We start from the raw sequence: 12,785 nt of genomic DNA on the forward strand, positions 1-12,785 counted from the left end.
TGAAGGTTTACAGCCTGTTGCGGAGAGCCTATGCGTACCCTGATTTTTGATACTGATATCGGCGTGGATGACGCCTTTGCGCTGGCTTATGCGGCGCGGACGCAGCATTTACTGGGGATTACCACCGTATCTGGCAACGTGGCGGTGGGTCAGGCGGTGAAAAATGCCCGTCTATTCTGCGACAAAATGGCGATCAGCGCGGCGGTCTATCGCGGCTGTTCACGGCCGCTGGCGCTGGCCGCCTCTGCGCCCGCCAGGCTGCACGGTGAAGATGGGCTGGGCGATGCGTTTGATAATGCTTTTAGCGATCAGGCACCGGGCGCGGTGCAGTTTATTATCGACAGCGTGCGGGCGCAGCCGCATCAGATCACCCTGGTGGCGATTGGCCCACTGACCAATATCGCCACGGCCATTAATCAGGCACCGGATATTATTCCGCTGGTGAAAGAGCTGGTGATTATGGGCGGTGCGTTTGGCACCGACGGCCACAGCGGCAACGTGACGCCCTTCAGTGAATTCAATATCTGGAAAGATCCGCACGCCGCCGATCAGGTACTCGCCTCTGCGCTGAACGTGGTGGTGATCCCGCTGGATGTCACGCACAAAGTGCTGATCAGCGGCGATGAGGTGCAGCGTCTGAATCAGCCGGTGCTGAGCGCTATCTGTCGCCCTTACCTGGCTTACAGTCTGGAGAAAGAGGGATTCGAGGGTATGGCGCTGCACGACACTCTGGCGGTGGCGTGGCTGACGCTGCCACAGGCCTTTACGCTCACTGAAAGCCCGCTGCGGGTGATCACTGAGGGCATCGCCTGCGGTCAGACGGTGCGTAAACTGAGCGCGCTCGCATCACGAGCCGATCCGTTTGCCGGTCTGCCCGCCCAGCGTATTGCGCTCGGCGTGGATGCCGACGCGGTGCGGGCGCACTTCTTTGAGACCCTCACCGCGCCCTGAATCCGGTTACCGATCGAAGTGAATGACGCCTTTGATCAGTTCGCGGTTGTTGATGACCTGCGCCTCAAAGGTTTCATCCAGCGTGGAGAAAGCCAGATGGTGATTCAGCATCATGTCGGCGCGCAGCTGGCCGCTGGCCATTAACGCACGCACCCGATCAAAATCTTCGCGGGTGGCGTTGCGGCTGCCCATCAGCGTGGCCTCTTTTTTATGGAATTCACTGTCCGGGATGACCAGATCGCCTTTGTGCAGACCGACATAGACAATCGTGCCGCCGTGCCGCATCAGGTTGACCGCATTGTTCATCGCCGCCGGGCTGCCGGTGGCGTCGATCACTTTCAGCGCCAGACGGCTACCAAACTGCTCGCGCAACGCACTATCGAAGGCCTCATCAGCCGGATTCAGTGTCGCCAGCCCGAGCTGGTCCGCAACATGCTGGCGACGGAATTCGCTGGTATCCGCCACCACCACCTGCGCGCCGCTGGCGGCGGCAATGGCGGCAACACCCAGCCCAATCGGTCCGGCGCCCACCACCAGCACCTGCTCATCCGCCACAATACCGGCACGCCGCACCGCATGGGCACTGATGGCAAACGGCTCAATCAGCGCGGCCGCTTCCGGTGCCACCTCATCCACCGCCAGCAGGGTGCTGACCGGCACGCTCAGGTAGTCACAGAAACCGCCATCCTGATGCACACCAATGACTGAGATCTGCTCACAGCAGTTGGTCTTGCCGCTCTGGCAGGCGTCGCACTGCAGGCAGGAGATGTAGGGCATGAGCGCCACCCGCTGGCCGGGCTGAAAGCCTTCCGCGCCACTGCCCAGCGCCATTACTTCAGCACAGATTTCATGGCCCAGCACCCGTGGATAACTGAAGAACGGCTGATTGCCGGACCAGGCGTGAATGTCAGTGCCGCAGATCCCGGCAGTCAGTATTTTTATCAGCGCCTCGCCAGCGGCAGGCGTTGGGGTGTCGCGAGTGGCCCAAACCATCTTACGTGGTTCAGCGATGACCAGTGCTTTCATTGTTGTCATGGTGATTCTCCGGTTGTCCTGCTGGCAGTTATGGCGAATCCTGCTTGCGGCGCGGCGTTCGTTTGCGGGAAGTGTGAAGTACGGCGATTTTTTTGGGCTTTGAATGGTTTTTAATGCATAAAAAACCGGAGAGTGAGATGAGTCGCAGCCAGAATTTGCGTCAGAATGTGATCAACCAGATGCTGGAGAGCATTGCTCAGCGTCATATCTGTTCACCATTGCCGCCACAGGCCGCGCTGGCGGAGATGTTCAACATCAGCCGCACCACGGTGCGCCATACCCTGCACTATCTGCACCAGTGCGGCGTGCTGGATAAAGTCGATCAGACTTACGTTATCGTACGCGAACCTCGCGATGATGACGGCTTTAGCGCATTAACGCCGCCGATTGAGCAGCAGGCCAGCCACTTCGAGCAGGTGTTTTTTAATATGATTAATCAGCGGCAGCTGGTGCCGGGCGACACCTTCAGCGAGCTGCAACTGGCGCAGCAGGTGAAGGTCAGTCCGGTAGTGGTACGCGAGTTTCTGCTGCGCTTTATGCGCTATGACCTGCTGGAGCCGGTGAAACGCGGTCAGTGGCGGATGAAGAAGTTCACGCAGGATTACGCCGAGAAGCTGTTTGAACTGCGCGAGATGCTGGAAACCCACGCCCTGAGCCGCTTCCTTAATCTGCCCGCCAGCGATGAACGCTGGGTGCAGGCGCGGGATCTGCTGGGTCGTCACCGATCAATGCGCGACACCATTGCCAGCAACTATCGTCATTTTGCTGCGCTGGACCGCCAGATGCATTCGCTGATTTTATCCGCCGCTAACAACCCGTTTTTCAATCAGTCGCTGGAGATTATCTCGGTGATCTTTCACTCGCATTATCAGTGGGATGAGAGCGATCTCAAGCAGCGAAATATTGTGGCGCTGGAGGAGCATATGGCGATTCTCACCGCGCTGATTGGCCGTCAGGATATCGATGCGCTCTGTGCCTTGCATAACCATCTGGCGACCGCCAAAACCTCAATGGTGCGCTCAATCAGTCAGTACAATTAAAAACCGATTAAAAACCACAAAGCATTATCTCCCGCACGCTTCAGAAACATCTTTGCAACATCCTTAACCCTTTGCTCTTAGTCTCGACTGCAACGTCACGGCGGCCTTTTGCCGCTGCGCGCAGACCCCTTCTCACCATAACGATAAGTACCCAGTTTCGGGAGAGTGCAATGGAAAAGACTTCAGTAACCGGCCGCGACAGCGTGACCGGCGACACGCCACCAGGCCAGGACTTTGTGCCGATGCGCAGCGATGTGGTGCGTTCACCGCGCATCCGTAAGGTGCAGATCACGGCGATGCTGCTGCTGCTGTTCGCCGCCATCATCAACTATCTGGATCGCAGCTCGCTGTCGGTAGCGAATATGACCATACGCGAGGAGATGGGGCTGAGCGCCACCGAAATCGGCCTCCTGCTCTCTGCATTTTCACTGGCGTATGGTCTGGCGCAGCTGCCGTGCGGTGCGCTGCTGGATCGTAAAGGCCCGCGCATTATGCTCGGTATCGGCATGTTCATCTGGTCGCTGTTCCAGGCGGCTTCTGGTCTGGTGCATAACTTCACCCAGTTTGTACTGGTGCGCATCGGCCTCGGCATTGGCGAAGCGCCGATGAACCCGTGCGGCGTAAAAGTGATCAACGACTGGTTCAACATTAAAGATCGCGGCATGCCGATGGGGATGTTCAATGCGGCGTCGATGATTGGGCTGTCAGTGGCCCCGCCGATTCTGGCGGCGATGATGCTGGTGATGGGCTGGCGTGGCATGTTTGTCACCATCGGTATCCTCGGCATGTTCCTCGCGATCGGCTGGTATATGATTTATCGCGACCGCGATAACAACACCCTGAGCGCCGAAGAGATCCACTATCTGCAGGCGGGCAGCGTCGCCTCGCGTAAAGAGCCAATCAGCTTCAGAGAGTGGCGCGGCCTGTTTAAGCAGCGCACCATGTGGGGCATGATGATTGGCTTCAGCGGCATCAACTACACTGCGTGGCTCTACATCGCCTGGCTGCCGGGCTACCTGCAGTCGACCTATCATCTCGACCTGAAAAGTACCGGCCTGCTGGCGGCGATTCCGTTCCTGTTTGGTGCGGCGGGCATGCTGCTGAATGGCTACGTGGTTGATTCACTGGTGCGTCGCGGCTTTAACGCGGTAAAAACCCGCAAAGTCTGCATCGTCAGCGGGATGCTGCTGTCCGCCGGGTTTACCGCGGTGGTGACCCGCGCGACCGACACGACCAGCGCTGTGACGCTGATCGGGATGGCGCTGTTCTGCATTCACTTTGCCGGAACGTCGTGCTGGGGGCTTATCCACGCCAACGTCACCGCCCGCATGACCGCCTCGGTCGGCAGCATCCAGAACTTCGCCAGCTTTATCTTCGCCTCGTTCGCGCCCGTCATCACCGGCTGGGTGCTCGACACCACCAAATCGTTCAGCCTGGCGCTGATGATTTGCGCCTGTGTGACGCTGGTTGGCGCACTCGCCTACCTGCTGCTGGTGCGCCAGCCAATTACCGACGGCGAATAATCACAACTGACGGCGGCTACGTCAGCGCCGTCAGGGTGACGCCATATTTCGCACCGTAACGTTTAATGCCCGTCATCACCTTCTCTGTACTCAGAGGAGGTGGCGGTGGCAACAGCGGTGCCCGTTCACGCAGTGCCGAGTCGAAGCGGGCAAACGTCGCAAAGTCACGCGGGAAACGCGCTTCATCCACCCCGATCAATACCCCCTCATCACGCGCATAAGAGAGCAGCGCCCGCCAGCGATCAATCTCCGCCAGCCCGATACTGTCGGTGCCGTGAGAAAAGAGCATCATGTCAATGTTGCGGAACGGCGGCTGTTTTTCCAGGAAGCGCTGCAGCGCTGCCGCGGACGGTTCGGTGCAGAATACCAGCCAGAACGGTATTGCCTGCTGCTGCTGGGTACACCAGGGATCCATTAACAGGAAGCTGTCCACCGTCAGCCGGGTCGGTAAAATGCCCGCTGCCAGATACCAGTCGCGATAAATCTCCGCCACCACATAACTCATCGCTTCCGGGTCTTCGTAACGAATCTCCATCAGTTTCCAGTTCTGCGCCGCCGCCAGTTTTTTCAGCGGGGAAATCAGATAACCATCCAGGCCCCACTCCGCTTCCGGTACGTGGTCGGTGATGTCAGGCGGCGTCCAGCGCTCACGATCAATGCCGTAACTCGCCAGATATTCCGCTACCCGCGGGCCACCCTGTAAATACTCTTTTTCGGTTGCGCCACCAAGTGCGCCAAACTGGAAAAACGAGCGATCGCTGGTGCGAGTCACCGGCCACTGGCGGGTGCAGTGGTTGATAAACAGCGTTGAACCCGCGGGCAGGCTCCCCATCAGAAACTCATTAAAAGCCAGCGGCAATTCGCGCAGTTTCAGCCGGAAATAGCGCATCTGGTCGAGCATCAGGCGATCCTGATTCGGGTCATGCATATGGTGCACCGCCAGCCTCGGCCAGGCGGCCAGCAGGGCTGCGGCTATCTCTTTGCCCTGCTCAAAGCTCGCCATCGCATCATCGGGATCGCTGTTAGTCGCCCGCACCGGACAGAGAAAGGTCTGCGGCAGCCAGGGCACGCCCATCGCCGATGCCAGGTGCACCAGCGCACCGTTTGACGAGCCAATAAACGCCGCCGGATAGTCCTGCTGCGGGTACTCGCTGACCATCCATTCTGCGATGCCTTCCACATCCAGCTCGCCCGCCTGACGCAGGCTGATGCCCTCTGCCATGCCGCCCAGCGCATAGCCCCACTCGCGCAGCCCGGTCGGCAGACGGTTCAGTGAGGGTAGCAGCCGGTCGAGCGTCGGAGACTGGCTCGGGCTGGCAAAGGGTCGATCGTGGAGCGCATTGGCCAGCGCCAGCAGCATGGCAGCTGCCGAGTCAAAACGGGCGATGCCCTTGGGCGGTTTATTCATGCTGATTCTCCTGCTGAATACGCGCCAGGAAGGGGCGAATGGCGTTGCAGAAACTCCACGGATAGACGTAGTGCAGCGTATGGGTGCCGTCGCGCAGCGTCAGGCGTTCGCTGTGTGGCATCAGGGCAGCAAGCTCATCCAGCCAGCGCGCCCGACAGATGGGATCGCGCGAGCCGCGCAGCAGCAGCGTCGGCGCAGTGATGTAAGTCAGACGATGTTCGATGCGATCGCGCATCATGGCGCGCATCGTGCCAAAGGCGCGCCATAGCCCCGCTTTAGCGTAATCGATACGGGCCAGCGGCCCCGGCGGACGACGCGACTCCAGTCGGCCATTACACCAGCTGCGCCACAACTGACGCGGCAGGCTGCGGGCATGACGATCGACCGTCGGCCCCTGCAACACCAGCCCCGCCACTGCCTGCGGGTATTTCACCGCCAGTGCCGCCAGAATCTGACACCCAAACGAGTTCGCGACCCAGATAGCACGCTGAAACCCGTTGTGCTGTAGCCAGAGCCAGAGCGCCTCAGCCTGCTCATCCACGGACATGATCGGCGCAGAAGCAGGCAGCGCACTGGCCCCAAAACCGGGCAGATCCGGCACCAGCACGTTATAGTCGCGGCCCAGCGCCAGCGCCAGCGGTTCCATCGCCCGGCCCGACATTACCAGACCGTGAACCAGTACCACCGGCAGCCCCCTATCTTCATTGGGCGTGACGCGGGTAAACATACGCCAGTCGCCTACCTGCTGAAAATAACCCGCCAGCCCGGCGTGATGACTGCGCGGCGACACTGGCGGTGTCTGCTTCAGCTGCTGCCAGCGTTTCATACCCCAAAGCGTAGCCGCCACACCTAATCCCACGCCTGCCACAATCGCTGCCTGTTTTCGTTGATGCTTCTGGATCATCCGCTGCTCCTGATTGGGGGAGAATAATTCAGTGTAGGACGGGATCGGGCAGCAGGCGGGTTATCCGCGTGATGGTGTGAAATAAGTATGGGGTTTCGCATAAGAAGAAGCTGGCATTGCGGGTGATGAACTCTGGCGGGAGATCTGTCTGGTGTAAGCGGGAAGGCAATGACTGAAACACCCGAGGAGTATCGCTTTACATTCGATGCCCGATATCCAGCGTTAGCAAAAGAAATGGATTACTTGCTGGCAATCAGTAATACGCCTCAGTGGAACATCGCTGATTTCAAAAGGCGCGTGATGGCTTTTGCCCGATGGTTTAACCTGACATTTCATAACGGGCAGGGCTTATGAAGAGAGGATTAACATCGAGGTGGACGAATAAATACGTAGCAGGTCAGCAGACCAGAATTAATGCGAAAGATAATACGAATTTCAGGCAATAAAAAACCCGCACTGAGCGGGTTTATTTTATTATCAGCAGAGCTTATCTGCTCAGACTTATGTCTTCATCGCTATTGTAAGCGTCGCTGATAATGAGCGCGGCTTACTGCGCTGTGACGTTGCCGGCTGCAGGGCCTTTGGCGCCATTTTCAATGGTGAAGGAGACTTTCTGACCTTCATCAAGCGTTTTGTAGTTATCACCCTGGATAGCAGAGAAATGCACGAATACATCTTTGCTGCCATCATCGGGAGTGATAAAGCCAAAACCTTTATCTGAATTAAACCATTTTACTAAACCAGTCATTTTGTCAGACATAGATATTTCCTTAATCGATTAGCCACTAAGAGCGGCGAAGATGGCCTGTAGTTAGAGATTTACTTATTGGGCACTTAGGAGGAGGCTCTCGAAGAAGGATATCTGTGGATAACACTTGAACTGAGGACTACTTTACTAAAACTGCTTTCATAAGGTCTGTGTTCCAAACCGATGACGCATTAAGACATAGCGATAATAATTTAGCAATGTATAAGTTTATTTATTTTAACCATTTAAACGCTCAGATGGCTGAATGGCCGTTATATTTTGACTACTCAGGAAGTGCTTCAGGCCCCGCTGTGTGCGAAGAGGAGCAGGCAAATCCTGTCATAATGACGGTGCCGATTTAACGTTGATGCTTAACAATAAAACAGAGCCAGTAATGTTACATCGCCTAAAAATTTCCGCACGGCCAGCGAAAGGGTTTTCTCGCCCTGCTTATCTGTGAGCGTTACCTGCTGCATGTCGTACGCCCGGCTCTTCGGTATCTTTCATCCTGATACCGGTCAGTATCCGGACGGCCCGCCCGCCCTCACCCTGCATCTGAAATGCTGGAGGTTTGTCACCCGCCTCCATTCTGGTGCAGAAGCAGCCTGCAGCGATGAGCGAGAAGCGGGCTAAACCCTATCTGTCCGCCCATTTTGAGCATGCTGACTGTCTCAGTGACCGTGAACGGTCAATCCTGCAAGCCGGATAACAACAGGACGGACAACCAGTATGCAAAAGAAAGCGGCTGGCATGGCGACCTGGTAAGCATTCATCACATTTGTCATGTAATGAGGTCCCATTCCGAATTCGGCTAACGTGATAACCAGACTCATCAGGAACGCCATGATGATCGCCATGTAAAACGCAAATATGTAAGGTGCCGTGCGCACCGGCAAACGGGTTCGTAAGGTTTTTTTTGTTGCAGCATCAGTCATCTGAATATCCTGTTTAACAAAAGTAGAGAAGACTGCGGCTAACTTAACAAGCTTATGCGGGGGGGTGTAGAGCGGTTATGCTTTAATCGTTATTAAGTAAAATTGACGAATTAACCGTTGAGGATATGATGGACATTTTAGGGCTGATTAGCACTTTTATCCGCGTGGTGGAAAACGGCAGTATTGCAGCGGCGGCACGCGCTAAAGGTATGAGTCCGGCAGCAGTCAGCCAGAGTCTTTCCCGTCTTGAAGCGCATCTGGGCGTGCGACTGCTATCGCGTACCACCCGCAGCATGACCTTAACGGAAAACGGTAAACGCTATTTCGAGAAAGTCCGTCACATCCCACATGATATCGAACTCGCCTCTCAGGCTGCAGCGAATGAAACCAAACCGCAGGGGCCACTTTGTATCGCTACGACAGCCGCGTTTGGTCGGTACGTTCTGGCTCCCCTTATGCCCGCTTTCAAAGCGTCTTTCCCCGATATAGATATTGAACTGATCAGTACCGATCGCAACGTCGATCATCGCCTGGAAGGCGTCGATGTCAGTATCCGCATCGAAGCACAGCTGAATGATCAACTCATCGCCAGAAAAATCGCATCGTTACCCTTTATATTCTGTGCGGCTCCCGCTTACCTTGATCGCGCTGGCACGCCTCAGACGCCTGGAGAACTTAGCCAGCACGCCTGCCTGGTTTTCCGCTATCCCACCGACAGACGGTTTCTGCCATGGACGTTTATGGTCAACGGACAGCCTGTTAATGCAAAACCTAACCCCAGTTTTATCAGCGATGATATTGATATTATTGCCAAAATAGCCATAAACGGCGGCGGCATTGCCCGTCTGGCAAGCTTTGTTGCTCAGCCACTGATAGACAGCGGTCTGCTAAGGCCTTTGGCCTGGTCAGGTCACAGTGGCGAGAGCACCATTGAGTCCCTGCCCATGAATATCTATGCCTGTGTCACCGAACGTTCGGCACTCAATTCGAAAGTACGGACATTTATTGAATTTGTGGCCGATGCGATTTAAGACAGGCGCGTTTTTGCCGGGCGAAAATTGACGCATTTTTCTGCTTATCCACCCGCAAAAGTCACTCACCGCTGCCGGATAGCGCACTGGGTTTGTGGTTAGCAGACCGTTTCAGGCGGGCATTCAGCTTCATTCCGGGGGCTTCTGATTCCATTGAACGTGAAGGCTTTCCCATTGCGCGCAGATTGATGGGGATTTCAGCAGGTACGTCACCGCCAGTTACAGAAGCAGTTTCGTCGCCATAAAGCGGCATATAACGGGGGAATCAGAAGGAGAGTGTTAGCAGCCAGTCAGATGCACCCGAAGTGCAAAAACGCGGGTTTAAATCAGCAGAAGCAAAGGCAGAAAAAGCAGAAAAGGTGATAATCACAGGTCGATCCCTGACCGCGATTATCGAGGGTTTCTTACAGGGTACTTAGTACATGGCACCCGGCGGTACGTGTTTGAACGTCTCAACGTAAGCACGGAATACGTGTTTAATGATGCGTTTCATGAAATACCTGTTCAAATTTAGTTGAAGATATACTGAAAAAGTATAGCGTCTGTGCGTTTTAACAGCAAATAAATTTGAACCAGATCACAAAAATGTCGCTTTTATGTGCAAAAGCACTAGGCGGTGTAGCCGAGATGCTGCAACAGAATGGTGGAGCCTACGGCGATTAAGACCACGCCACCCAGCACTTCCGCCCATTTTCCCAGCACCGGACCGATAAAGCGACCGACTAATACGCCTGTGGTCGCCATCACCGTGGTGGCGGCACCAATGGTCAGCGCGGTGGTAATGATATTCACCTGCAGGAAAGCCAGTCCGACACCGACAGCCAGCGCATCGAGGCTGGTCGCGACGGCGGTAGTTGCCAGTACCATAAAGCCGTGGCTTTGCGGGGCTTCGCAGGGTTCGGTGACGGCCGTCTTACGGAAACCTTCCATCATCATACGGCCACCGAGAAACGCCAGCAGGCTGAAGGCAACCCAGTGATCCCATGCCATGATATAACGGCTGGCGGCCAGGCCAAGCGCCCAGCCAATCAGTGGAGTCAGCGCTTCAATGGAGCCAAAGATCAGACCGGTACGCAGCGCTTCTTTAAAACCAGGACGATGCAGTGTGGCACCTTTGCCCAGCGCAGCGGCAAACGCGTCCATCGACATACCCAGCGCAAGAATTAAAGTGGCAATAAAGGTCATGATTTATTCACCTGGGGCGAAAAAGCGGCAATTCACGCTGAATTCACCACACAAAGTGTTCAGTTATGAAAAAGTGGGCGCAGTCTACCATGCAAACCTGAAGATAAAAAGACAGTAAAATCAGGGATTTAAGTATAGCAAAGGCTATAACTCTTATCATTCGCTATGAATGCCGCTAAGTCGATGGTGGCAAAGCATTTTCTTCGGCCTGACCTGGCCGGTTCGGGCTGCGGGATGGCGCTTTGGCGCACGCCACCATTGAACCCTGTCGCCGATTACCTGAAAATGCCGGGCTGATAAATATGGGAAACCGGTTATGAATAACCCTTTTGAGACGTTGATCGTGCCAGGTGGCATTTTGCTGCTGGGCTTTCTCTCGGCGCTGCTGCTGCCCGCACCCGCCTTTAGCGTGACGGTGGCGCAGCACCTGTTGCAGATGTTTCATCTGCAGGATCTGAATCAGCTCTACACGGTGGTGTTTTGCGTCTGGTTTTTGCTGCTGGGCGCACTGGAGTTTTTTGTGATCCGCTTTGTCTGGCGTCGCTGGTTCAGGAGCTGACCGCCTGCGCATCGACCAGCGCTTTTAGCCGTTCGGCACTGCGCGCATAACCTTCACGTGGCAGATGTGCCGCCCCCAGCAGCAGGCCCGCCCCGCGCTGATCCGCCTGCTGATACCAGATCGACAGCGGCGACGGCGCCATGCCCCACTCTGCTGCCTGCTGGGCAATCACCTCATCCGGCGTACCGGCGGGTAAGCGGACAATCACCGCCAGCCCGGCACGTTGCAGATCGGGAAAGTGAGGATGGAGCGCCGCGATCATCTGCTCCAGCCGCTCCTGATAGACGCGCTTCATGCGCCGCAGATGCCGCATAAAGTGACCTTCCCGCAGAAACTCCGCTACCGCATTGTGCAGCAATCCCGAAGAGGCTGGCGCAAGTAATGCGCACACCTCGCCGAAGCGGGCCGTCAGCGCCGTCGGAACCACGATAAAACCGAGCCGCAGTTGCGGCGTCAGCGTCTTACTGAAGGTACCGATGTGCAATACGCGTCCCTCGCTGTCGAGCGCGGCCAGTGCCGGAGCCGCGCGATTACCAGGCTGAAGCTCGCCGAGATAGTCATCTTCGATAATCCAGCGCTGCTCGCGACTGGCCCAGCTCAGCAATGCATGGCGGCGTGCCAGACTCATGGTCATGCCAAGCGGTGCCTGCTGTCCTGGTGTCACCAGCGCAAAAGCGGCATCCGGCGCGCGGGCCATCCCGGCCTCCACCTGCAACCCTTCGGCATCAACCGGCACGGCAACCGGCGTAACGCGCAGCGCGTCAACCGCGCGACGCGCCACCCAGAATCCGGGATCTTCCAGCCAGGCCGTTTTGCCCTGAAAATCCATCGCAAGGCCAATCAGGCCCATCGCGCCCGCATAGCCGCTGGTAATAATAATCTGGTCCGTCTGACAGCGCAGGCCGCGTGCCACCGCAAGGTAGGCCACCAGCGCCTGCCGCAACGCTAAGCTGCCGCGTGGATCGGGATAGCTGGCCGGTCTGCTGACCTGCATGCGCGTCTGACGCTGCAGAATGCGCAGCCAGACTTTGGCCGGGAATGCATCGCTGGCAGGAATGCCCATCTGGAAGATCAGCGGTGGCGCTTCATACCCCTCTGCACCCTCCAGCAGCTGGCGTTCAGCATCGACGCTGACCGGTTTCAACGGCGGTAATGGGCTGACGAAGGTACCCGCCGCACCTCTGGCCTGCAGAAACTGACCATCGACCAGCATGTCATAGCTGGCACGTACCGTGCCGCGCGCCACGCCGAGCTGCACCGCCAGATCGCGACAGGAGGGCAGACGCGCACCGGGCTGTAAGCGCCCTTCTCCAATCGCCTGTTCAATCAGCTGGCGTAGCTGTTCGCTGAGGCCACGTGACGTACCGCGCTGGAGTGTCAGCGTGGAAAGCAGCGATGGACCAGTCAGACTCTCATTTTTTGGCACTTTATCTGCTCCGTTGAAAGGCCGAAAATCGCCTCATCAA

The 12,785-nt window shown here is 56.7% G+C and carries 14 protein-coding genes; 6 read left to right on the forward strand and 8 right to left on the reverse strand.

Features of this window, described 5'->3' with window-relative positions:
* Window positions 1-30: 30 nt before the first annotated feature.
* Complete coding sequence (locus AC6I8J_RS17775) at window positions 31-951, forward strand: nucleoside hydrolase (protein WP_222924863.1); 921 nt, start codon at window positions 31-33, stop codon at window positions 949-951.
* A gap of 6 nt (window positions 952-957) precedes the next feature.
* On the opposite strand, the gene AC6I8J_RS17780 is transcribed toward AC6I8J_RS17775, so the two are convergent.
* Window positions 958-1,986 (reverse strand): zinc-binding alcohol dehydrogenase family protein, encoded by a 1,029-nt coding sequence (locus tag AC6I8J_RS17780; protein WP_161734064.1) that lies wholly within the window; start codon window positions 1,984-1,986, stop codon window positions 958-960.
* A 137-nt stretch (window positions 1,987-2,123) separates the two neighbouring features.
* Between AC6I8J_RS17780 and AC6I8J_RS17785 the strand changes: the two genes are divergently transcribed.
* Both AC6I8J_RS17785 and AC6I8J_RS17790 read left to right on the forward strand, forming a co-directional pair.
* Entirely contained in the window at window positions 2,124-3,026 is a 903-nt protein-coding gene (locus AC6I8J_RS17785) for a GntR family transcriptional regulator (RefSeq protein WP_497825607.1), read from the forward strand.
* A 170-nt stretch (window positions 3,027-3,196) separates the two neighbouring features.
* On the forward strand, window positions 3,197-4,549 hold the full coding sequence (locus AC6I8J_RS17790; RefSeq protein ID WP_222924860.1) for an MFS transporter: 1,353 nt from the start codon (window positions 3,197-3,199) through the stop codon (window positions 4,547-4,549).
* 16 nt (window positions 4,550-4,565) lie between these two features.
* On the opposite strand, the gene AC6I8J_RS17795 is transcribed toward AC6I8J_RS17790, so the two are convergent.
* Both AC6I8J_RS17795 and AC6I8J_RS17800 read right to left on the reverse strand, forming a co-directional pair.
* The gene (locus AC6I8J_RS17795) at window positions 4,566-5,957 is read right to left on the reverse strand and encodes a hypothetical protein (protein ID WP_222924859.1); all 1,392 of its coding nucleotides are present in this window, start codon (window positions 5,955-5,957) and stop codon (window positions 4,566-4,568) included.
* The gene (locus AC6I8J_RS17800) at window positions 5,950-6,861 is read right to left on the reverse strand and encodes an alpha/beta fold hydrolase (RefSeq protein WP_497825608.1); all 912 of its coding nucleotides are present in this window, start codon (window positions 6,859-6,861) and stop codon (window positions 5,950-5,952) included. Before AC6I8J_RS17800 ends, AC6I8J_RS17795 begins: the two co-directional genes overlap by 8 nt.
* 168 nt (window positions 6,862-7,029) lie before the next feature.
* Here AC6I8J_RS17800 and AC6I8J_RS17805 point away from each other — a divergent pair, with 168 nt between their 5' ends.
* Window positions 7,030-7,215 (forward strand): hypothetical protein, encoded by a 186-nt coding sequence (locus AC6I8J_RS17805; RefSeq protein WP_202604949.1) that lies wholly within the window; start codon window positions 7,030-7,032, stop codon window positions 7,213-7,215.
* A gap of 193 nt (window positions 7,216-7,408) precedes the next feature.
* Here the strand turns inward: AC6I8J_RS17805 and cspE are convergent, their stop codons facing one another.
* Together cspE and AC6I8J_RS17815 are read right to left on the reverse strand one after the other, a co-directional pair.
* Window positions 7,409-7,621: a transcription antiterminator/RNA stability regulator CspE gene (gene cspE / locus AC6I8J_RS17810; RefSeq protein ID WP_161734054.1), complete on the reverse strand. Its 213-nt coding sequence runs from the start codon at window positions 7,619-7,621 to the stop codon at window positions 7,409-7,411.
* Window positions 7,622-8,280: 659 nt separating this feature from the next.
* On the reverse strand, window positions 8,281-8,544 hold the full coding sequence (locus AC6I8J_RS17815; protein WP_497825609.1) for a DUF2798 domain-containing protein: 264 nt from the start codon (window positions 8,542-8,544) through the stop codon (window positions 8,281-8,283).
* A gap of 128 nt (window positions 8,545-8,672) precedes the next feature.
* On the opposite strand from AC6I8J_RS17815, the gene AC6I8J_RS17820 reads away from it, so the two are divergent.
* The gene (locus AC6I8J_RS17820) at window positions 8,673-9,575 is read left to right on the forward strand and encodes a LysR family transcriptional regulator (RefSeq protein ID WP_480343725.1); all 903 of its coding nucleotides are present in this window, start codon (window positions 8,673-8,675) and stop codon (window positions 9,573-9,575) included.
* 415 nt (window positions 9,576-9,990) lie between these two features.
* Here AC6I8J_RS17820 and azuC read toward each other — a convergent pair whose 3' ends face one another.
* Together azuC and mntP are read right to left on the reverse strand one after the other, a co-directional pair.
* The gene (gene azuC / locus AC6I8J_RS17825) at window positions 9,991-10,068 is read right to left on the reverse strand and encodes a stress response protein AzuC (protein WP_123809971.1); all 78 of its coding nucleotides are present in this window, start codon (window positions 10,066-10,068) and stop codon (window positions 9,991-9,993) included.
* A gap of 116 nt (window positions 10,069-10,184) precedes the next feature.
* Window positions 10,185-10,760 carry a manganese efflux pump MntP gene (mntP, locus tag AC6I8J_RS17830; RefSeq protein WP_161736898.1) on the reverse strand — a complete coding sequence of 192 codons (576 nt, stop codon included), beginning with the start codon at window positions 10,758-10,760 and terminating at the stop codon, window positions 10,185-10,187.
* A 316-nt stretch (window positions 10,761-11,076) separates the two neighbouring features.
* Between mntP and AC6I8J_RS17835 the strand changes: the two genes are divergently transcribed.
* Window positions 11,077-11,319 (forward strand): DUF1158 domain-containing protein, encoded by a 243-nt coding sequence (locus AC6I8J_RS17835; RefSeq protein ID WP_161736897.1) that lies wholly within the window; start codon window positions 11,077-11,079, stop codon window positions 11,317-11,319.
* On the opposite strand, the gene pdxR is transcribed toward AC6I8J_RS17835, so the two are convergent.
* On the reverse strand, window positions 11,309-12,745 hold the full coding sequence (pdxR, locus tag AC6I8J_RS17840; protein WP_161736896.1) for a MocR-like pyridoxine biosynthesis transcription factor PdxR: 1,437 nt from the start codon (window positions 12,743-12,745) through the stop codon (window positions 11,309-11,311). The two genes, AC6I8J_RS17835 and pdxR, sit on opposite strands and share 11 nt — an antisense overlap.
* Window positions 12,746-12,785: the final 40 nt, after the last annotated feature.

The sequence above is a fragment of the Pantoea sp. X-Soil-ISGK-355 genome (assembly GCF_059730805.1).